19 protein-coding genes and 2 pseudogenes are annotated in these 21,486 nt (G+C 38.5%); 10 read left to right on the forward strand and 11 right to left on the reverse strand.

The genetic code is table 11. The features are described 5' to 3' along the window. Positions 1 to 184 precede the first annotated feature (184 nt). From AC0IWE_RS13855 to AC0IWE_RS13875, 5 genes are all read right to left on the reverse strand, one after another. A complete protein-coding gene (locus tag AC0IWE_RS13855) occupies positions 185 to 1,522 on the reverse strand; it encodes a paraquat-inducible protein A (RefSeq protein WP_471793491.1) in 1,338 nt (445 codons plus the stop codon). Between the two features lie 33 nt (positions 1,523 to 1,555). Then, entirely contained in the window at positions 1,556 to 2,881 is a 1,326-nt protein-coding gene (locus AC0IWE_RS13860; RefSeq protein ID WP_055915254.1) for a paraquat-inducible protein A, read from the reverse strand. Between the two features lie 272 nt (positions 2,882 to 3,153). Beyond that, the gene (locus AC0IWE_RS13865; protein WP_471793492.1) at positions 3,154 to 4,554 is read right to left on the reverse strand and encodes a sulfatase family protein; all 1,401 of its coding nucleotides are present in this window, start codon (positions 4,552 to 4,554) and stop codon (positions 3,154 to 3,156) included. 117 nt (positions 4,555 to 4,671) lie between these two features. Further along, positions 4,672 to 4,779, reverse strand: coding sequence for a hypothetical protein (locus AC0IWE_RS13870; protein WP_471794043.1), 108 nt, complete (start codon positions 4,777 to 4,779; stop codon positions 4,672 to 4,674). Next, the gene (locus tag AC0IWE_RS13875; protein ID WP_471793493.1) at positions 4,776 to 5,873 is read right to left on the reverse strand and encodes a sensor histidine kinase; all 1,098 of its coding nucleotides are present in this window, start codon (positions 5,871 to 5,873) and stop codon (positions 4,776 to 4,778) included. The genes AC0IWE_RS13870 and AC0IWE_RS13875 overlap by 4 nt, the downstream gene beginning before the upstream one ends. Positions 5,874 to 6,066: 193 nt before the next feature. On the opposite strand from AC0IWE_RS13875, the gene AC0IWE_RS13880 reads away from it, so the two are divergent. Next, positions 6,067 to 6,453 carry a DoxX family protein gene (locus AC0IWE_RS13880; protein ID WP_471793494.1) on the forward strand — a complete coding sequence of 129 codons (387 nt, stop codon included), beginning with the start codon at positions 6,067 to 6,069 and terminating at the stop codon, positions 6,451 to 6,453. Between the two features lie 148 nt (positions 6,454 to 6,601). Here the strand turns inward: AC0IWE_RS13880 and gap are convergent. From gap to AC0IWE_RS13910, 6 genes and pseudogenes are all read right to left on the reverse strand, one after another. Continuing rightward, positions 6,602 to 7,631 (reverse strand): annotated as a pseudogene (gap, locus tag AC0IWE_RS13885) (type I glyceraldehyde-3-phosphate dehydrogenase). A 138-nt stretch (positions 7,632 to 7,769) separates the two neighbouring features. Further along, entirely contained in the window at positions 7,770 to 8,849 is a 1,080-nt protein-coding gene (locus AC0IWE_RS13890) for an MraY family glycosyltransferase (protein ID WP_235526212.1), read from the reverse strand. A gap of 139 nt (positions 8,850 to 8,988) precedes the next feature. Next, on the reverse strand, positions 8,989 to 9,729 hold the full coding sequence (locus AC0IWE_RS13895; RefSeq protein ID WP_471793495.1) for a glycosyltransferase family 2 protein: 741 nt from the start codon (positions 9,727 to 9,729) through the stop codon (positions 8,989 to 8,991). A gap of 640 nt (positions 9,730 to 10,369) precedes the next feature. After that, a complete protein-coding gene (locus AC0IWE_RS13900; RefSeq protein WP_471793496.1) occupies positions 10,370 to 10,939 on the reverse strand; it encodes a hypothetical protein in 570 nt (189 codons plus the stop codon). A gap of 366 nt (positions 10,940 to 11,305) precedes the next feature. After that, complete coding sequence (locus AC0IWE_RS13905) at positions 11,306 to 11,677, reverse strand: hypothetical protein (RefSeq protein WP_471793497.1); 372 nt, start codon at positions 11,675 to 11,677, stop codon at positions 11,306 to 11,308. Positions 11,678 to 11,901: 224 nt separating this feature from the next. Beyond that, positions 11,902 to 12,249: a hypothetical protein gene (locus AC0IWE_RS13910; protein ID WP_471793498.1), complete on the reverse strand. Its 348-nt coding sequence runs from the start codon at positions 12,247 to 12,249 to the stop codon at positions 11,902 to 11,904. Positions 12,250 to 12,561: 312 nt separating this feature from the next. Here AC0IWE_RS13910 and AC0IWE_RS13915 point away from each other — a divergent pair, with 312 nt between their 5' ends. The 9 genes and pseudogenes from AC0IWE_RS13915 (at position 12,562) to AC0IWE_RS13955 (ending at position 21,412) form a co-directional block, all read left to right on the forward strand. After that, the gene (locus AC0IWE_RS13915) at positions 12,562 to 13,392 is read left to right on the forward strand and encodes a polysaccharide biosynthesis/export family protein (protein ID WP_471793499.1); all 831 of its coding nucleotides are present in this window, start codon (positions 12,562 to 12,564) and stop codon (positions 13,390 to 13,392) included. After that, positions 13,392 to 15,791: a GumC family protein gene (locus AC0IWE_RS13920; protein WP_471793500.1), complete on the forward strand. Its 2,400-nt coding sequence runs from the start codon at positions 13,392 to 13,394 to the stop codon at positions 15,789 to 15,791. The genes AC0IWE_RS13915 and AC0IWE_RS13920 overlap by 1 nt, the downstream gene beginning before the upstream one ends. A gap of 138 nt (positions 15,792 to 15,929) precedes the next feature. Then, entirely contained in the window at positions 15,930 to 16,433 is a 504-nt protein-coding gene (locus AC0IWE_RS13925) for a UpxY family transcription antiterminator (RefSeq protein ID WP_055915286.1), read from the forward strand. A gap of 199 nt (positions 16,434 to 16,632) precedes the next feature. After that, complete coding sequence (gene asnB, locus AC0IWE_RS13930) at positions 16,633 to 17,907, forward strand: asparagine synthase (glutamine-hydrolyzing) (RefSeq protein WP_471793501.1); 1,275 nt, start codon at positions 16,633 to 16,635, stop codon at positions 17,905 to 17,907. Positions 17,908 to 17,917: 10 nt separating this feature from the next. Beyond that, positions 17,918 to 18,442 carry an asparagine synthase-related protein gene (locus tag AC0IWE_RS13935; protein WP_471793502.1) on the forward strand — a complete coding sequence of 175 codons (525 nt, stop codon included), beginning with the start codon at positions 17,918 to 17,920 and terminating at the stop codon, positions 18,440 to 18,442. Positions 18,443 to 18,453: 11 nt separating this feature from the next. Then, positions 18,454 to 19,593 (forward strand): glycosyltransferase family 4 protein, encoded by a 1,140-nt coding sequence (locus AC0IWE_RS13940; protein ID WP_471793503.1) that lies wholly within the window; start codon positions 18,454 to 18,456, stop codon positions 19,591 to 19,593. Continuing rightward, positions 19,586 to 19,879: pseudogene (locus AC0IWE_RS13945) on the forward strand (ABC transporter permease); the annotation flags it as partial. The gene AC0IWE_RS13940 and the pseudogene AC0IWE_RS13945, both read left to right, overlap by 8 nt. Before the next feature lie 139 nt (positions 19,880 to 20,018). Then, on the forward strand, positions 20,019 to 20,441 hold the full coding sequence (locus AC0IWE_RS13950; RefSeq protein WP_471793504.1) for an ABC transporter permease: 423 nt from the start codon (positions 20,019 to 20,021) through the stop codon (positions 20,439 to 20,441). A gap of 41 nt (positions 20,442 to 20,482) precedes the next feature. Beyond that, positions 20,483 to 21,412, forward strand: coding sequence for an ABC transporter ATP-binding protein (locus tag AC0IWE_RS13955; protein WP_471793505.1), 930 nt, complete (start codon positions 20,483 to 20,485; stop codon positions 21,410 to 21,412). The last annotated feature ends 74 nt before the right edge of the window (positions 21,413 to 21,486 follow it).

The following is a 21,486-nucleotide window of genomic DNA, read 5'->3' on the forward strand; positions in this document are numbered from 1 at the left end:
TTGCCGATGATGAAAATTTAGAATGATATATGCGCTAGTGGGTTAAAACTGATTTTCACAGGTTTTGGTATGAAAAAGTGTGACCATAGTCAGAAAGATTCTACGCAATAAGTAAAATGCACTTTGCAAATAGCTTTGAGCCCCATTTATGCAAAAAAATTAATAACCGATGACCTCTTAAGTTTTACTCGCAAGGGCCATTCTGTTCATCAATCCGCTTTAATATAAAAGAAAGTATGGTTGCATACACTACATAAGCCACGAACACAAAAAAACCAAGCTGCAGTGCCGAATTATTTGCGGTTACCGTTTTTAGGGTATCATTTTCCATATTCAATCCGGATAACTGGCTCTTCAATATTCCGTTCAAACCTATATATGTCATGGCGATACCGACTACCATTACATCGGCCATGTCCCATTTACCAAGATCGAAAGCAAGAAACCGCAATACTTTTCTACTACCGAAGAGATGCCCGCATGATACATGCACGCCCCTGGCTATAATGCGGAGCAATGGCAGGATCACTACAAAAAGAAGCAGCAAGGCACCAACCAACACGGCATCGGGTTTGGGTTGTTCGATCAGCGTTCCGATAATGCCCAATATGCTTTTGCTCTGGAAAAACAGCACCTGGTTGGTAAAGGCTATTTTATCACCGAGCAGCGCAAACTCCAGTGTTTTGATCCGTGCATCTACCTCTATAATTGGTGAAGTAACACCCACAGTAAGCAAAATAATGGCAAATAGCAACGACATCACGAACAAGGGAACATGCAACTGCACGCGTTTTCTTAAAAACAACCACAGTACCAGCGCAATGGCAACACAGCCTAGCATACCTTCTGCGCACTCAAGGGTTTCTTTTTTGATTTCTGATAGTCTTGAATTAATCAATTTATCATATGCACTGGCATTGTTTACATGGTATTTACGATAAATATTACGCTCCACAGTAGTAATGGTGGTATCGGTGCTATCGTAAGTCTGCCCTTCCAATTCGTCTATTTTACTTGCGGCTACGCCTTTGAGCCTTTTTAAACTGGTAGGGCTGGTCATTTTAGCAACGATGGTTTTGGCAAAGGAAGGTACCTGGGCATGAAGTTCATCCACATCAACAAAACTGTTGAAAGCAAGTTTTTTCAATTTACCACCAAGGGTTTTCTGCGGTTTGGTAACTTCTGATACTGCCTTGTTTACCAAGCCGTGCAATTCTTTTTCAACCTCCTTGCGCATGTCCTTTTTCTGCCCGGCAGTTAAATTAAATCCTTTAACCCTTCTGTCTACCACTGCAGAAATCTTATCGCCCCATTTGTCAACCGAAAAAATTCCGAATGTGATATTATTGGATAAGCTGTAATCTTCTTTTATCCGTTTCTGCTCGTAAGATAATTGGTGAAAACGGTAACCAAAATAGCCTTCTCCTATCAAAAGGATACTTAAACCCACAATTAATGCAAGCGGGGCTAACCAGTTTTTTTTGGTATGGATATTTTGAGTGTTATTATTTGTAGTTTCCATAAATAATTTAATCAATCAGCTGTAATAAATGGGTTAATGGGCATCATGTGGGGTAATAAACTTCAATATCGTAGAGAGAATGAGGCCATATAGCACAAAACTGATGAAGATAATGTAACCGGGTTGCAGTGCGGTATTGTTGGTGGTGAGGATGGTTAACGAGTCGTTTTTGATATTGAGTGCCTGCAATTGCCCTTCCAACAGGCCATTTAAACCAATATAGGCCATTAAAATTGCAATAACAATTACATCGGCCATGCTCCACTTACCAGATTGAAACGCGAAATATTTAACGATTTTGTTTTCTGCAAGACGTTTGCTGCCCAAAAGATGCACTCCTGTAGAACTTAACTTTACAACGGGAAATAGAATGCTGAAAACCAATATCAATACGCCTACCAGAATCGAATCAATCCCGGGCTGACCGATGAGTACCCTCACTACATCCATAATACTTTTGCTTTGAAAAAACAGCACCTGATCTTTAAACCTAACATGCTCGCCCAGGAGCACAAAATCCAGCGAACGGATTCTGGCATCAACCTCAATCATTGATGCAGTTAGGCCTACCCCCAAAAGGATAAATGCAAACAGCAGCGACATTACAAAAAGCGTGGTATGGAGGTCTCTTCTTTTGCGCAAGCCCCACCAAAAACCTAGCACCAACACCACACAAGCCAGCATGCCAAAAGAATAGCGGTATGTTTTGGTACGGATATCGGAAAGGATCTGAACCAATTTTTCATTTAGTTCATCGGTTGTTGATACCTTATATTTACCATACATGGCCTTTACTGAAACTTCGTTTGCAACAAATGCGCTGTCGAGTTTTTCTTCCTTGGCCAGCTGATTAAATTCGCCCATCGCCATTTTGCTCAACTGCTTTTTGTTTTTGGGGTTATCTACTTCTGCAATGATTTTTTTGGCAAAACCTGGCACCTGTGCACGGATACTATCGGAGTTTACAAAATTACGGATTGCAAATTTCTGGATCTTTCCACTGATTGTTTTCTTGGGTTTATTTACCAGCGCCTCTGCCTTATCGATCAGGGCAAGCAATACCTGTTGCACCTCTGATTGCAATACCTTTTTTTGCTTTTTGGTCATTTTCAGATTCCCGACCTGATGGTGCACAATCCGGGAAACATTATCTTTCCACCGCTGTACAGAAAACAGTCCGTAAGTGATGTTATTGATATCGGAATAGTCTTCTTTGATGCGTTCCTGCTGGTCTGAAAGTTCATGCAACCTCCACCCGAAGTATCCTTCTGTACAAAGAAGCACAGCCAAGGAGAGAATTAATAGCAGTTTTGGAAGAAAAGACTTCCTTTGTTTGATTTGTGTTTCTTGTGTTTCCAAGCCAGTTCTGTTTACACGTTGAGTTCTTTTCTACTCCTGCCAGCAACTGAGAAAAACCTACAAAGAAAGGTTCAGCAATAGCAAAATCTGGTCAGGTATTGGCTGATAAAACCAACAAAACAGGAAAAGGTTTGGATCAGCAATCAAAATCTCCGGCTTGCCGGTTGATTTGCAATTTATTATTTGCTCGCCTACACCAAAAAAAGCATGCTTAGTAGAAACTTATTTTGCAATCATAGTGGTTTTGACGAGAAATTCATATCATTTTTTCTCTAGGGACCAGCGGGAGCTAGTTTTGGCAGGGATTCCCACCAGTTGAGCAACTTCTCTTTTAACTCCCTGGTAATCTTTGCCTGGCCCAAGGCAAGGTTAGTGGTTTCTTTTTTATCTTTAAGGATATTGTACAGTTGGATATCAGTTCCGTTGCTATTCATTAATAATTTCCATTCCTCAGACCGTATGGCAAGGTTCGGACTTTTATCTACCGGCTTTGGATATTTAAAGGCGATATCGTTGCGTCCATATTCCCAGAACATTTCTTTTCCTCTTGCTGAGGGTTTCCCTAAAAACACCCCGCTTCTGTCCACTCCATCTCCATTGTAACTTGCAGGTATGGAAACACTGGCCATTTTAGCGAGTGAAGGCAAAAGATCGAGTGAATTTACAGCCGAACTTTCATCTGTTTTACCTTTAGCGATATGACCGGGCCAACTGATGATGAATGGCATTCTGGTACCACCTTCATAAAGTGAGAGCTTTGATCCCCGCAGGCCTTCTGCCCTGCTGCCTTTAAAACTGGGTAACGGACCGTTATCACTGGTAAAAATCACGATGGTATTCTGATCTTCTCCCATCTGCTTTAGGCCATCTAACAGCCTGCCGATCTGCTTATCGTATTCTTTGAGCACCAACTTAAAGGCAGCCTCTTCCTGAGGGTTCATCGGATACTGACCTGTGTATTCGGTTTCTTTTCTCGGTACCCAGGGGGTATGCACATCATCGGGCCAAAGGTTGATGAAACAGGGCTGATCTTTATGCTTCAAAAGGAAATCGAGGGTTTTATCTACAAAATACCTGGTGCGGTCCCAGCGTTTGATACTGTCTTTTTCAGACCAGATCCAATCTGTTGCGGTAAGCACGGGATCAGGATCGGGGCTTTCGTAGGTACTGGCATGGGCATCAAAACCATATTGCTCAAAACCTGGTGCATTTTTAACATCTCTGCCGCCGCCCATGTGCCATTTGCCAAAGTGCCCTGTTGCGTAACCTGCATTTTTAAAAAATTTAGCTATTGTTGGGGCTTTAGGGTCGAGAAAATCCGCTTGTTCAGCCTCTCTGTTGTGTTTTTTGTTATCCAGATAGGTTGTAAAATTCCACCTCCCTGGATACATACCTGTAATCATTCCAACTCTTGATGGCGAACAGATAGGTGCTGCGCTATAATATTGGGTTAGTTTGAGACCGTTTTTTGCAATGCGGTCTATATTTGGTGTTGCAACAAATTTACCTCCAAATGCTTCAACATCACTAAAGCCCATGTCATCTGTAAGGATTACAATAATATTAGGCGTGATGGATTTCTGTCCATTCTTTTTTTGCTGACAAAAGCACATTGAGGCTGTTGCTACAAGCATGATGGTCAATGCCGTTATAGGTATAATGAATTTCTTCATGGTCGATAATTGTTTTTCGGCAAATGTTACGGTAGCTAAATTAGCGAACTGGATATAGACCACAAAATCTACAGTACTTATTTTACTATAACTATGGCATTGAGAATGAAATCGGGATTATTTTTTAAGCGTTAGCAAAAATGCTGTGCCTTCGCCAGGGGTTGAAGTTAGCGAAATATTCCCCTGTAAAGCAGTGATGAGATCTTTTACAGTAGAAAGCCCTATACCTGTTCCTTTTTCTCATACCGGTCGGCAAGCTCGAGGGTAAAATTGTTATCAAATATTTTGTGGTGGTACTCATGGGCGATACCGATTCCATTGTCTTCTACGATAAGCTGATAACAATCCTGATGTTCACTGAGGATCACCTTTACCCAGCCATTTGCTTTATCGTTATAACGGACGGCATTACTGATCAGGTTTAGGAGTATTTGCTCCAGTGCAATGCTGGAATAGTGAATCTCCTCGAGTTGGGAATGAAACTCTATAGCAAAATTTTCCGGTGCGCTCAGTAATATATGTATTCTTTCGAAAAGTGCTTTAAGCCTGATTTTCTGTTTCTTTGCAATGAGCTGCGAGGGTGATCTGGAATAATCGAGCATTTCATCTACCAACGATAGCAGGGCATTTGCTGATGATATATTTACTTCGATTAATTTAAGTGAACGCTGATCTTCATTTTTTTCCATCCCTCTTTTTAACAGCTGCGAGGTGAGCAGCATATTGGTTAAAGGATTTTTAATGTCGTGCGCTGCCATTGATGCAAATTTTTGAATAAGCAAGTTGGAATTTGTTAATTCCTGGTTAGCTGCCTGAAGTTTGGTAATTGTTCGCTTAAGTTCGATTTTATCCACCACCTGCCGGCCGAGTGATTTTAAGGCTGCAACCTGTTCAGCTGTTAATTTATGCTGCTTTTGATCGAGTACGCAAATTGTACCCAGGGCATAACCTTCTTCATTTATAAGTGGTACGCCTGCATAATATACCAGCTTTGTTGGCTCTGTAACCATTGGGTTTTCAGCAAAACGTTCATCTAGCCGGGCATCTTCAACAATCATAATCTCCTCTCCCGAGCCTATGGCATGGGTGCAGAAAGAAAGTTCGCGGAGGTTTTCGGTAATGTCTGTTCCAATGTGGGATTTAAACCATTGCCGCTTTTCATCAATAAAAGTGATCAGCGAAATCGGCATACCGCATATGGCTGAGGCAATTGTTGCAATTTCATCAAATTCTTTTTCCTCACCGCTATCCATAAGGTGGTATCCTGCAAGGGATGCCAGTCTTTCTTTCTCATTTTTGGGATAGGGATATTGGAGCATTATCAACAAAGGTAATCTTTTATTGCAAAAAAAAATCAGTATCCTCCTACAGGTTTTAAGAAATTTGTATTAGGAGTGATACAAAGAAAAGTTCTGTGATATGGTAAGAAAAATGAGCGCTAATAAGAGGGTATTCAAAACAGATCAGCAATGTGATTTGTTGAAGAGGGAAGATTATTATTAGTTTTTAAGTATGAGAGAAGAAAATATAAAAACAGTTGCCAGACTTTTATTGGGTGCAGGTCTGATAACCGCCGGAATTGGGCATTTAACTTTTGCGCGTAAAGCTTTCCAGGCACAGGTACCGGATTGGGTTCCGTTAAAAAAAGATGATACTGTTGTTTATTCCGGTTTGGTAGAAATTGCATTGGGTACCGCACTTGTACTGGCACCGAAAAAGCATGAACAAACTATTGGAAAAATTGCTGCAGGATTATTTGTTGGGGTATTTCCTGGTAATGTTTCACAATTTACCCATAAAAGAAGTGCTTTCGGACTCAATACCGATAAAAAAAGGCTTATGCGCTTATTTTTTCAACCCGTTTTGGTGTATTGGGCATTAAAGTCGACAACCAATTAAATCTTTCTTTAATTGCTTAATTATAATATAACTACGCTTTTGCTATGCTTCAGGTATACCTGACAAATACTTTTGATCAGGATTGAATACGGATAATGATAAAGCAAATGATAACCAGTTAGTATGATGGAATACGTTGGCTGATAGGTTATAATCCAGAAAAATTTAACAATTTATCATTTTTTACCGTGGTAAGCTGCTCTATTTTTTTTACTACGTCAATCAAGCGGCTACTGTACCCAAACTCATTATCGTACCAGCCAACTACTTTAACCAGATCGCCAACAATTGAAGTTAACAAAGAATCGAAGATACATGAATGTGGATTATCAATAATATCTACAGAAACAATAGGATCATCTGTGTACTCGATGAGATTTTTCAATTCGTTTTCTGCCGCATATTTAAAGGCGGCGTTGATTTCTTCGATGGTGGTTTTTTTCTTTAGCAAACAGGTAAAATCTGTTAAAGATCCGTTTAATACCGGAACTCTGATACCTGCCTCCACCTAAGCGCCCATCTAATTCGGGAAAAATATGTGTAATGGCCTTTGCTGCTCCTGTTGTGGTTGGAATAATGGATGAAGAGGCTGCCCTTGCCCTACGCAGGTCTTTATGGTTGGCATCATGCAGGTTCTGATCGCCCGTCATCGAGTGGATCGTTGTGATATATCCTTCTTCCACCCCCCAATTATCATTCAGGATTTTGATCATTGGTGCAATATTGTTGGTGGTGCAACTGGCATTTGATAGTATCTGGCTTTTCAGATCAATCTGGTCATCGTTAACGCCCAGTACCACCATAGGTATATCATCAGCCGCAGGGGCAGATATAAGCACTTGTTTTGCGCCCGCGGTAATGTGTTTTTGTGCTGCTTCGCTGGTGAGGTTTTTGCCCGTACAATCAATTACTACATCAACCCTTAAGGCCGACCAGGGCAATTCATCAGCTGCTTTGATTGAAAAAACCGGGATGGAGAGTTCATCAATAACAAGCGAATCGGGTTTGGCAGAAACTTTTCCGGCAAAAACGCCATGCACCGTATCGTATTTAAATAAATGAGCCATCGTTTTTGCATCTGCCAGATCGTTAACTGCTACTACTTCGAATCCCTCAGCCAATGCCAAGCGTAAAAATGTTCTTCCTATTCTACCAAAACCATTTATTGCCAGCCTCATTACATATAAAATTTGAGCGCAAAATTAGTATTTATTTATGAAAGGGAAGAGATGAATCTATAAGATGGAAATGGGATGATTAAAATGAAAAAACCAGCATGATTTGCCAAACCAAAGGCTTATTTTGAAATGGGAAGTTTATCCTTTTTTCTTTTTTAGCAAAGATAGGGTTACTAAACTGTTAAAGAGGATGCAAATGCCGATAATCATCAGGATGAGCACAAAATTACCAAGTTTTTGCAATGTAAGTGTTGCCGCAACAATAAGGATGTTGAAACCGAACGTGGCGAGCACAATCCAGTTGGGTTTTATACCCAGATTTTCCAAACGGTGATGGATGTGGTTACGGTCGCCTTTAAACGGAGATCTGCCTCTGAGGATTCTGATGGTAAATACCCTTAATGAATCGAAGATGGGTACAATGAGTAGGGCTACTGCTATTGCGGGGGCTGAGTAGAAAGCTGGATCATTATTGCCTGTAAATTTATTAAGCTCGATAAACTTAATGGCCAATGCGGCAGAAATGAGGCCGATAATTAACGCTCCGGTATCGCCCATAAATATTTTAGCGGGAAACCAGTTGTATTTTAAAAATCCGCCAATTGCGCCTGCAAGTGCGAAACCGATAAATGCATAGGGTATCTGTCCCATCAGCAGGAATAAAATACCGAAAGCAAAGCTGGAAAAAATCCCTATTCCAGCCGCCAAACCATCTATGCCATCGATCAGGTTAAATGCATTATTAATGAAAATGATGAGCGCGATTGAAAATAGTCCGCCCCAAAGCGGCATCATATCCCAAATACCCAATACACCATATAGGCTAGTTAACCTGAAAGCTCCAAAAACGACCAGTATAAAGGCGACCACAATCTGTAAAATAAATTTGGTGCTGGTATTGGTGCCATATACATCGTCTTTTAAGCCAAGCGCTGAAAGTATAATGCATGATGCAATAAGAAAATTGGCTTCTTTAAAATTAATAACTGCTGAAAAAAGTAAAATGCTTACGGTAAAGCTTCCTACAATGGCCAGTCCGCCCAAGCGGGAAATGTTGCGTTTGTGGGTTTTACGGTAAAGATCGTTTTTATCAAAAAGGCGGTATTTAAGTGAGGTATAGATGATGCTCGGAACACTTATAACCACAATGGAAAAAGCCAATATAAAAATGGCAATACAGAAATAGCCAGAATAAGTATTCAGTATCGGTTCAAACAAAATATCGGGACTTGCGAGCAAATATAACTATTGTAATGATAACAAAACAGGCCTAAAAATTCTTTACCATGATATAAATCAAATGAGGCATTGTTTTAAAATTTGAAATCAGGCGACAGTTACAAAAAATAATTTAATACTAAAGCTGACTCAACTTACTGAACTTTTTTTTAAGCACAATTAATAATGGATTCGGCACTTTATTTCTTTTTAAGGCTTTGTAATCATCAATAAATGCAGCTATCCTGTTTTGTATTGATCGATTGCTGAGTCCGCCGGTACGCATGGAAACCATTAAAAGCGGCAAATGTAGTGCTTTGATTTTATGTTGGTAAAAGTAGCGCAAAATGAGGTCGTAATCTGCTGTTGTACGAAGATCTAAGGCGTAATTACCATAATTTTTAAACAACTCTTTTTTTAAGTACAAGGTCGGGTGTGCGGGCATCCACCCTTCTTTTATATGCTGTTGGCTGGCTTGTTTTGATCTCCATTTTCTAATGATTTGATTGGTATGTGGATGAACATAGTTCAGGTCTCCATATATTCCATCAATCTCCGGATTTTCGATAAAAGCCCTGGCAACTGCGCTCAAAATTTCAGGGCTGGCCAATTTATCATCTGCATTTAAGATTCCAACGACATCTCCTGTTGCTTGTTCAATACCTTTATTAATGGCATCGTATAATCCTTTATCTTTCTCTGAAACAAAATAATCTATGTGTGCACTGTTGTTTTGAATAATGTTTACTGTGCTATCTGTAGATGCTCCATCTATCACCAAATATTCCAGATCGGGATAAGTTTGTGCTTTTACTGAATCAAAACAATCCTGCAAAAATGTTTCGCCATTATATACAACCGTGATGAGTGAAATTTTCATATTTACCAGAGGGACAATCTGACTTTATTGTGTAAAGCAAACTTGGGTAAATATAGCAATACAATTAGTAGGTGTAAAGTAAATTGGAAGGCTGCTAAAATTTATTTCTTCTCCTTATGATGAATATGCCAAAAATACCAGCGGCAGTGGCGAGGGGCCATGAGTAATCGTCGAGGTTGCATTCTATCATGGTATAAATAGCGCGCTGACCATTGTAAACTGGGCCGCCAAGGCATACCAATGCAAGTGCGTTTATACTTCCAAAACATACACTGCATGAAACTGTTGAAGAAGCTGTCCATGAACAGTAATTTATGGAAAGTGGTGTGGATGAGGAAGAAGAATACAATCTAGCACCTAACAAACTAGTATAGCTTGTGTATACCCTGTTGTCGGAAAGTAAGCAACCATCAACTGATCCTTGAGAAAATGAATCAATTGAAATCAAAATCATCAATATGAAAAAGTAAAAGCCCCTCATGCACCATTAAATTGATACACGAAGTTACTTTAGTTAAAAACTAAAAAGGCCGTTCGTTTTGTTCAAAAAAAATTGGGCGTTTATAAATTAAGGTGCAATTTCTACCTATAAGATAATACACTCACCAAAACTATAAGGAATATTTTTTTTATTATAATGTTAATAAAGACTGCTTGCTCTTTTTCGAATAAACAAAAAACTACAGGCTCCTATTGGAAATAATAACAATGAAAGATAATCATCAATAGGTAGATTATTAAGCTGCGCTGAACATGGATAATTTGGATCGGCATCAGCATAATATGCGGGATCGTTATACCTATAATCGATCTCAGTTCCTTCATTACCATTGCCGCTCGTAAAGTTTGCGGTATAAGAAGATGAAGTTGCGCACCTTGTATTGGAGGTTGCTGTAATTTCATTTGCTGCGTTATAGGATACGTTGGAGTTTGTAGCAGATACATACCTGGTGCCTGCCGGATACACATTTATATAGCCGCATCTATAGCCGCTGTATCCGTTACCTGTAATTATGGGTACTAATGGACTAGATCTGTAAAGCCGAACACTTTGGGTAACGTCTCCATTGTAAGTGGCCGTGCCTAAAAATTGTGTTGCTACATTACTGCCTAGATTACAGCCCCGCCCGGTAACTTGACTAAATGATGGTGATATAAACGAGAAAAATAAAACTGCTGACGAGACAGTTAAAGAGAGATATTTCGACATTATTGTTTGGTACTAATGGGTGCACATACGTAACTCCCATGAATGGAGATGTTCTGCGACAATCTTTTTTTTTATGATAATAGACAACTAAATCCTGAAGCAGCGACAGTACAAAACCAAACACAAACCCCAAATAATCGTAAGATTAATATTACAAAAGTAAGAAAAAAAGAAAAAACTAATAAATGAACGAAATGAATATGAGGCAGATATGACATACCGACCAAATCATAAAAGTTATGAAAAAATACGCTGAAATGCAATAAAACCCAGAAAAGCGGGTAAAGGCAATGATCATTGGCCAAGCAAAACGCTTGACAATTGTCATCGAGAAATTATCTTAATGAAAATTATTAAGGATGATTTTTAGGATAGTGGAGTTACTAAAACAGATCTTCTAATAATAAATATCCCAGAAAATGCACTCAGCAATATTAAACCGATTAAGTTATTTTCTATAGAGCATGGAAAAACGTTGAAATCCACTAAGACACCAGATTTAGCGGTTGGCCCACAGGTTGTACATGAAGTTGTAGTTGTACGTGTTATTACGATATAATTGTTGCTCACTGTAGGGTCACAAACTTGTAATCCTACACGACAAACTCCACTTATGGTGATGTAGGCTCTTCCTTCAGAAGATACATAACAACCATTTGAATAGCTTGTTTGAGCTTTGGCAAAAACTGTAAATAAGATGAAAGCGATAAGGAAAAAATATTTCTTTTTGTTTTTCATATATCGGGATAAAGACCAGGCAAAGATGGGAAAACATCCTGTCAAATGCTATAATCATCAATATAATCATACATTTTCTTTTATTTTTGTACCTATTAATGAGTAGAGGGTACACCTAGAATTTACTAATGAAAATATTGTTCGGACATAGGGATACCATAATTTAAGCATGAATTGCTGAAAAAATATTTTAAAGCTAAATTTAAATATATACCAGTAGTTGCCTACACAATCCAGAAACGCTTGTTATTTTTCAGATAAAAAAATGCAATTGTTCCCAAAACAATGCATAAGGGATTAACCAGGTCATCTAAAGGACATTCTGTAATAAACAGTTTTTCAGTGTACTCAAAACCAAAGCAGCCAAATGGCGTTGGTACGCCATAGCAATTTCTTCTGGTGGTGCCAGTGTCTTTATATTTACATTTTATATCTGTTTGACAACTGTTTGGCACCAGGTTTCCAAAAACATCATACAAGCAGTTTCCATCCGAACTTGCTGCCCATTGAGCAGAAGCAAACGATGAAAAAATTAGGACAAAGAATACAATGGCACAGAGCTGCTTTTTCATTAGATAGTAATAAAAACTAATACTCTGCGAATACCGTATTATAACTACGACAAAACAATTAATCTTGATAATTCGCAAGCGCATTATTTTTTTTAACAATACAAATCATACACTTGTTATCGATTTGATTATCAGCTACATCTTAAGAAAAATACAGCCGCATTAATATTCTATTCATAATCAATGTATTATAGCGAGACAGGTCTCTTATGGTAATAAGATAACAGATTATGCTTTTTTTTTAGCCAATAGAAAACGTATTTTTGTAGCAGATATGTGGAAGTTTAATCGCATAAACGTATCTTTAAAATTATGTCCCAAAAGAAATACTTACCTCTGCTACTGCTATGCGTTGTTATTTTAAGTTCAATCTTATCGAGTTGTTCTGTACGCAAGCAACATAGCTTATTCAATGCGCCAACAGATATTGTTACAGATACGATTAAGCAGGTTTATGTGGTAAATGATCAAGGGCTTAGTGATATTTATTATAAAATTAAGGTTAATGATCAACTGGCCATCCGGAATGTGCAGAATCCGGAATTTGGAGCAACAAATGGTAATGGCGCAGGAGTTTCAGGCTCAGCAAACGCCAACAGTAACCAAAGTGGCTCCGCTCAGAATGTATTGGCTTATGCGGTAGAGCCTGATGGTATGGTTAATTTACCAGCAGTAGGCAGAGTAGAAGTTATCGGCTTAACAAGAAGAGAAGCAGCCATCAAAATACAGAATATTTATAAAAGTAAACTGCTCAAAGATCCTATAATTGAGTTAACCGTAGTGAATTTGAAGGTTACCTTACTGGGTGAATTTGGAAGACAAGGAAATTTTTACCTCGAAAAAGACAATACAGATCTCATTGAAATAATAGGAGAAGCTGGTGGGATTACCAAAACGGCAGACCCCAAAAGTTTAAAAATTATTAGGGGTGATCGCAGCCATCCCGAAATCATCTATGTTAATTTAAACGATATCAATAGCCTGGCTAGTAAGAAACTGGTACTTCAAAATAATGATATTATTGTTATCCAGCAAACCAAAGGCCAAGCCTTAAGCGAACGTTTACAAAGCTATAATAACATTGTACAGCCTTTATTGGTGGTGATTAACCTTGCAACATTAATTTTCGCGCTAACACGTTAATGGAAAAAGAACAGAATTTAGAAGCAAAGGCCGTTAGCCAGCAGATTGATTTTTATAAAATATTCCGTGTTTTTTGGAGTAGATGGTATTGGATTGCCGGCTGTATAGCTATTGCTTTGGTTATTGCTAAAATTAAGGTATTGTATACTATTCCGGTATATCAAACCTATGCTTCATTAAAATTACAAGATAGCAACCCGAGCGTAAGCACCAATAACCAGATGCCTACGCAGGTTTATAACTATACGGATAAAATTCAGGCAGAAAGTTTTGTCATCAGGAGTAACGAAGTAATGTTAAATGCCATTGCTAATCTTGATTATAAAATCTCTTATTACCTTAAAGGAAGAATCAGGACAACAGAACTTTACCCAAATATTCCTTTTCAGATCGAGATCATTAAGCAGGATTCAGTTAATTTTAGTAAAGGATTATACCTTGTTGAGGCTTTAGATAAAAATACCTTTAAAATCGGTGACCCAAATAATCAAAAGGCTAAATTAATTCCGCATAAATACGGAGAAGTATTAAACTTAGGGAATATGCAGTTCCGGATCCGATCGGAAATTCCAAGCGGAAATTACAGCTTTAAATTTAATACCAAAGAGGATTTTGTTGGCAGGGCAATGAGCGTAAATGTGGCAGAAGCAGCCCGTTTTACCAATGTAATGAGTTTAAGTTTAACGGATGGTAATCCCGTATTTGCTGCAGATATGCTTAATGCCATTATGAAGGAATATGTTCGTTACGACTTGATTCAACGGCAACGATCTGCAAAGCAAACGGTTGAATTTATCGACAGTCAGCTGGGTTTTATTAATACTGAAGCAGGAAAATCAGGAAGTACGCTTGCAAATTATAAAACGCAGAATAAGATTGTGGATTTGGGTACTGCAACTTCAATGACTGTAAGTAAACTTGCCGATTTCGAAAAACAAAAAACTGAACTTAACATTAAACTCCTTGGTATAAAACAACTGGAAGACCAGGTTAACAATAACAGGACTAAAATAGAAATTGGCCTTGACTTAGAGGGAGAACTAAATGCTGGCTTAGGTGCCTTGTTATTGCAACTTAATACGCTTTTGGCAAACCGTGAAATTAAGCTGAGCCAATTTACTTCAGATTCGCAACCGGTTAAACAAATTGAACAACAGATTTCGAATATCAAATCAGGAATTAGAAATAACATCCGGCTGATGCGGGAAGGCAATGAGCAAACGCTTCGTTACATTGACAGCCAAATTTCAGGAGTAAACCAAAGCATTAGTACTATACCTTTAAAAGAACAAAACTTTGTTAAATTGAGCACTAATTTTGAAGTGAATAATAAGGTCCGTTCCTACTTATCAGAAAAGAAACTAGAAGCTGAAATGAATGCGGCCGCTACTGTTGCAGGTGCTGCCATTGTTAATCTAGCTTACCCTTCTTATAATTCTATCGCATCCGATTCAAATAAGGCTTATACATTCGCTATCTTATTGGGTACGGGGGTGGGAATGGGTTTGATTTTATTGGTACGCTTTTTAAATCCATACATCTACGATAAGGAAACTGTTGAAGGCTTAACAAACACCCCAATAATCGGGGTGATCAGAAAATTTCCTGAATTTATAGATCAAGATAATCGGCAAGCATTGTCTATTGCCAAGCCCAAATCAGTTTTTGCCGAATCTGTCCGTTCTGTAAGGACTAACCTAAGCTTTTTGGCCAGTCATAAACAAAGCAAAATTATTTGCATTACCTCAGAAATTTCAGGAGAAGGAAAATCTTTCGTTACGATTAATCTTGCCGGAACATTGGCTTTAATTGAAAAGAAGGTGATTTTGATTGCTGCTGATTTACGCAGATCCAGATTACATAAGGTTTTTGATGTTGATAACAAAAAAGGATTAAGCTCGGTACTCTCAGGTCAGCATCAACTCGAAGATGTGTTGATCCATGATGATGTGCATCAGATTGATTTCATTCCTTCTGGACCAGTTCCGCCGAATCCTTCCGAATTATTACACAGTGCCCTGATGCAGGATTTGCTTCATAAACTGGAAAAGGAATATGATTACGTTTTGGTTGATACTGCACCTGTTGGTTTGGTATCGGATGCTATCCCGCTGATCCGCCAATCTGATGTGAATTTATTTGTGATCCGTTCGGGAGTATCTCAACAGCGTGCAGCCAATATTCCAGAAAGATTATCAAGGGAATATGCGCTTACTAATCTGGCCATTATCTTAAATGCTTTTGGCGATGATGCGCTTTATTCGAATTATTATACTACCGATTACAGTCGGGGAGGTGGAAACAGCACTTACTATTATTCTGATTACTCTGGTTATTCTGGCTCTGGCTATTATGATGAGGAGAAACGAAAATGGTGGATGTTTTGGAAAAGGAATTAAGATCAATTGGTTAAACAATGCCGTTCATTGATCAATAGTTCGTGGTTAATTGGTGTGGAAAAGGTAATTGATATCTATCAATAAGAGTGTATGATTGAAATGTTGAAGTGAGCAAGGATTTTATAAAGATTAAGCTTAATGATTGATCAAAATTACAGGTGGTATCCGGTTTATACGCGTTCGAGAGCAGAAAAAAAGGCATTTGATGAATTGACCAGAAAAGGCATTCCAGCTTATTTGCCGCTTAAAAAAACGGTAAAACAATGGAGCGACCGTAAAAAAATAGTTGAGGAGGCCTTAATTAAATCCTACCTGTTTGTGTATATTTCTGCAAAAGAATATGCTGAAGTTTTAATGACCAACGGCATTGCCAGGTTCATTTATTTCTCCAGCCAAATCGCTTATATACCCGAACAACAAATTAACGACCTTAAACTTCTGCTTGCTACTGATGCAGATCTTGAGGTTTTTGAATATGACATTAAACCTGGTGAACGGGTGCTGATTAAAGCAGGTCCGTTTAAGGGAATTATGGCCGAACTGGTATCAATACAAAATAAACAACGTATCATTTTACGTTTACAAAATATGGGCTACGCTATTGAGATTAATACATCTGTTGCGTTTGTGGAACCAGTTTGAAGCTTAGGAGAAGTAAGATGTGAGCAAGTGCGCCATTTAGTGAACTGCATGCGAACAGAAAAAAGCTAAACAAGTATAAATCTGTTGAGCTGGATTGGTGAGTGGGAAAATACATTATTAGAATGTCAGTCAATTTTAAAATAAAAATGTGACTGAGAGGGCGAAGCTGTGTCCGGGCAAAGATGGTAGGTTAAAATAAATGTGTAGAATAGCAGGCATAATCGACCGAAATCGATCAATAAACTTACTCGAGCAGGAAGTAAAAGGCATGTGTACGATAATGGCTCATGGCGGACCTGACGGTGAAGGATTTTATGCCAACAGCAGTGATGGGATTGTATTGGGGCATAGACGTTTAGCACTCCTTGATTTATCTCCAAACGGGCATCAGCCTATGCATTACCAACAGGGTAAATTGGTCGTTTCTTTTAATGGCGAGATCTACAATTATCTAGAACTTAAGGAAGAACTTCAAAAATCAGGCTTTCAGTTTAAAACCGAAACTGATACCGAAGTCATTTTAGCTGGCTATGCGGCCTGGGGAGTTGAAAGCTTCAGTAAATTTAAAGGAATGTTTGCTTTTTGCCTATATGATGCTGTTAAACAGCTCAGTTTTCTTGTTAGAGATCATTCAGGCATTAAACCTCTTTATTTTTATGCAAATGCTAAGCATCTGGTTTTCTCATCGGAGGTTAAAGCTTTCTCCTGTACTGATTACGCGTATACCGAAGATGCAAATTGGAAAATATATTTCCTGGCTTTCGGGCATTTACCAGAGCCATATACCACTTTTAACGAAGTGCAAATGCTGCCTAAAGGAAATTATCTGATCTGGCAACATCAAACAGATACTTATGAAATCATAAGCTATGTTAAACAACAAGCGATCGCTAATATTTTTGATCGCAATGAGGCTAAAACTGCTGTACAAAAAAGTTTAAATACCGCTGTTAAAAGGCATCTGCTAGCCGACGCCAAAATCGGTGTATTTTTGAGTGGAGGTATAGACAGTAGTATTTTGAGTTTGCTTGCCGATCAAATTCAAATGCAGAATACACTAAGCGTTAATCCAATCAACACGGTATCAATCAATTTCGAAGAAGCTGAATTTTCTGAGAAAGTTTACCAGGATGCCATTGTTCAGAAAATGCATGGAAATCATTCGGAGTATACCATTACTCCTACCCTCTTTAATAAACATTTCCCTACTGCGCTTAAAGCCATGGATCAACCCACTGCTGATGGGATTAACTCGTGGTTTGTTAATTACTTCGCAAAGGAAAATGGTTTAAAGGCTGTTCTTTCTGGCATTGGTGCTGATGAATTATTTGGAGGTTACCCTTCTTTTAAGCGCATGGGATTGGTAAAGTTGCTGAAAAAGGTACCCAAATTGGTTCTTCGGAAAAGCATTCATTTGAAAACCGGCAGGCCTGAAAAGGATTTATTATTTAAGTTATCAAAATACGGTTGGTGAGTATCTTTTCTTGAGGGGAATATTTACGCCTGATGAAATTGCACAATTGTTATCGTGTTCCATCGAAATGGTAAATGGCGTACTGCAACAGGCTAACATTGGCACTGTAAAACCGGAGTTAAAGGATGGCGACAGGGCCAGCTGGTTGGAATGTAACTTGTACATGCAAAATCAATTGCTTAAGGATACCGACGCAATGAGTATGCAACATGGTGTGGAGGTTCGCGTACCTTTTTTAGATCAGGATTTGCTTGAAACGCTAAATGCTATCAATTCGAAAATAAAGTTTGAAGGCAAACGGCCAAAATCATTTTTGATCAATACTTTTTCTTCCCTACTCCCCCGATTAATCTGGGATCGAAATAAAATGGGTTTTACCTTCCCTTTTCAACATTGGTTAAGGAAAGACGAACAATTTTTAGGTTTAATTAAAACCAATAAAAATCAGCTTGCAGCGAAAATGGTAAATGATTTTAGACAGGGTAATTTACACTGGAGCAAGGCAATGTCGCTATACCAGGTATTTAGGCGTTAGGAAAACCGAAGTTGAAAAGTGAAAATGTTTTATTTTTAACCTTACATACCTTCAGTTTAACTGGGGGCATAGAAAAAGTGAGCAAAACTTTTGCAAAAACACTTGATGATTTGATGGCAAGTGCTGAGATAAAATCTTATAATGTATTGTCGATGTACGATGACCAGGCTGATTTGGCTTATGTATCACCAAGTTTATTTAAAGGCTACTCTGGCAGAAAAACAGCTTTTGGCTTGGCTGCCCTTAAACAGGGATTAAAAGCAGATGTGGTGGTTTTGAGTCATGTGCATTTATTAATCTTTGCTAACATCATTAAAAAGTTGAAGCCAGCAGTCAGGGTTATTCTTTTTGCCCACGGTATAGAGATATGGCATTCATTGGCCGATTGGAAAAAAAAAATGCTTAAAAGCCTAGAGATCTGGTCGGTAAGCCGGTATACAGCTACTCAGATTATTAGGCAGCACGGCATTTCGGGTACTCAGATTAAAGTACTGAACAATTGTTTGGATCCCTATTTTAAAATAATTGAGCCAGCATTGAAACCAGATATACTTCTTAAAAAACATGGAATTAAAAGCACTCAAAGGGTATTGTTGAGTATTTGCCGTTTATCTTCATCCGAACAATATAAAGGATACGATTCGGTAATTGGCTGCATGAAACAGGTTGTTCAGCATTATCCGGATTTGGTTTATTTACTTGTTGGAAAAGCTGATCAAACAGAATTGGCGCGGATCAATTCGCTCATTATTGAAGCTAAACTTGAAAAAAACATCATACTTACGGGCTTTGTGCCTGATGAGGAACTAAACTTATACTATCAATTGGCAGATGTATTTGCAATGCCGAGCAAAGCAGAGGGTTTTGGCCTTGTATTTATAGAAGCTGCTGCGCATGGCTGTTCGGTAATCGGTGGCAATGCTGATGGGAGCACAGATGCGTTAATGGATGGTAAACTGGGTATCCTTGTGGATCCAAAAAATACATCCGAAATTGGGAAAGAGGTGATTAGCGCATTGCAAAAAGAAAAACATGATGCTAAAGCAATCCAAAAGCTTTGTTTTGAGACATTTGGATACACACAATATAGAAAAAAGGTTGCTGATTTGTTATTTCAGCATAGGCGAATGAACGAAAAAAAGTATGCATAACGAAGAGCACAGCTGGACTATTGAGGCTAAAGCTTCTTTATTCGATTTAAAACTTAACGAGATATGGGCCTATCGCGATCTGCTTTGGCTTTTGGTTAGGCGCGATTTTGTTTCCTTTTATAAACAGACTATTTTAGGTCCGTTATGGTTTTTCATTCAACCTTTATTTACGACTGTCATCTTCACTTTTATCTTTGGAAATCTTGCGGGTATCTCTACTGATGGACTTCCGAAACCACTTTTTTACATGGCCGGTATTACCGCATGGAATTACTTTTCGGACTGTTTAACCAAAACCTCTACAGTTTTCAGAGATAATGCAGGTATTTTCGGGAAAGTATATTTCCCCAGATTAATTATGCCTTTGCAGTATTGTAGTAAGCAATCTGGTGCGTTTTGGTGTGCAGATGGTTCTCTTTCTGATCATGTTCGGTTATTACTATTTATCCGGTGCAGATTTTCATCCTTCATGGGCTATATCACTAATACCTGTTGTGGTAATTTTAATGGCCTTATTGGGTTTGGGCACAGGAATGATCATCTCAGCTATGACTACTAAATACCGCGATCTGGCATTTCTGGTCGGATTTGGCGTGCAATTGTTAATGTATGCTACCACCGTAATCTACCCATTATCTACTGCGCTTACTAAATACCCCAAATACGCCTGGATTATTAAATATAACCCAATGACGCCTATTTTAGAAACCTTTAGGTTTGGTTTTTTGGGCGAAGGCAGTTTTAGCTGGGCAAGTTTAGGATATGCAACAGTGGTTACATTGGGGCTACTGGCTTTTGGAATCGTGATTTTTAATAAAGTAGAACGGAATTTTGTTGATACGGTGTAATGGATGATTGCTTAAATCGATTCCCTGATTAATTATTTCAAATGTCAAATATTGCTATAAAAGTAGAAAACCTATCTAAAGCCTATCAGTTGGGTCAGATTGGAACAGGTACAATTAGCCGCGACTTGGAGCGCTGGTACGCTAGGATGCGTGGCAAGGAAGATCCTTTTTTACTTATCGGCGAAAGCAATAACCAGAATATCAAAAGCAAGAGTGATATTGTTTGGAGTTTAAAGGATATTAATTTTGAAATTGAACAAGGTGATGCGGTTGGTATTATTGGCCGCAACGGAGCTGGTAAAAGCACCTTGCTTAAAATATTAAGTAAAGTTACGGCTCCTACTACAGGCAAGATTAGTGGTAGAGGACGAATCGCCAGCTTATTGGAAGTTGGTACGGGTTTCCATCCTGAACTTTCAGGCAGGGAAAACATTTTTTTAAACGGAGCCATTTTAGGCATGCGTAAAAAGGAAATTCAACGCAAATTAGATGAGATTGTAGATTTTGCAGGCATTGAGCGGTACTTGGATACCCCTGTGAAACGATATTCATCAGGCATGTATGTACGTTTGGCCTTTGCAGTTGCTGCGCATTTAGAATCAGAAATTTTGATAGTAGATGAGGTTCTGGCTGTTGGGGACGCAGAATTTCAAAAGAAATGTTTGGGCAAAATGGGTGAAGTGAGTAAAGGAGAAGGAAGGACAGTGTTATTTGTGAGCCATAATATGACTTCTATCCTCAACATTTGCAATAACGCCTTATTGCTTGATAACGGAAAGATCAGCCAAACAGGATCCATCAACGAGGTAATAGATAAATACTTATTGATCAACAAACAAAATCAGAATACTTATCTATTCAGTCAGTCAAAGCATTTAAGTGTATATCCAATCCAGTTAACTATTGAAGACCAAGAAAACAATTTAGTCAACGAAATACCGATTCGGAAGCCCTTGGCAAATACGAATTAAATTTAATGTCAACGCTCAAATACAAAACCTCATTGTTGGATTGGGAATGACAAGTAGCATGAGTGTCAATATCC

This window comes from Pedobacter sp. AC402, assembly GCF_979252805.1.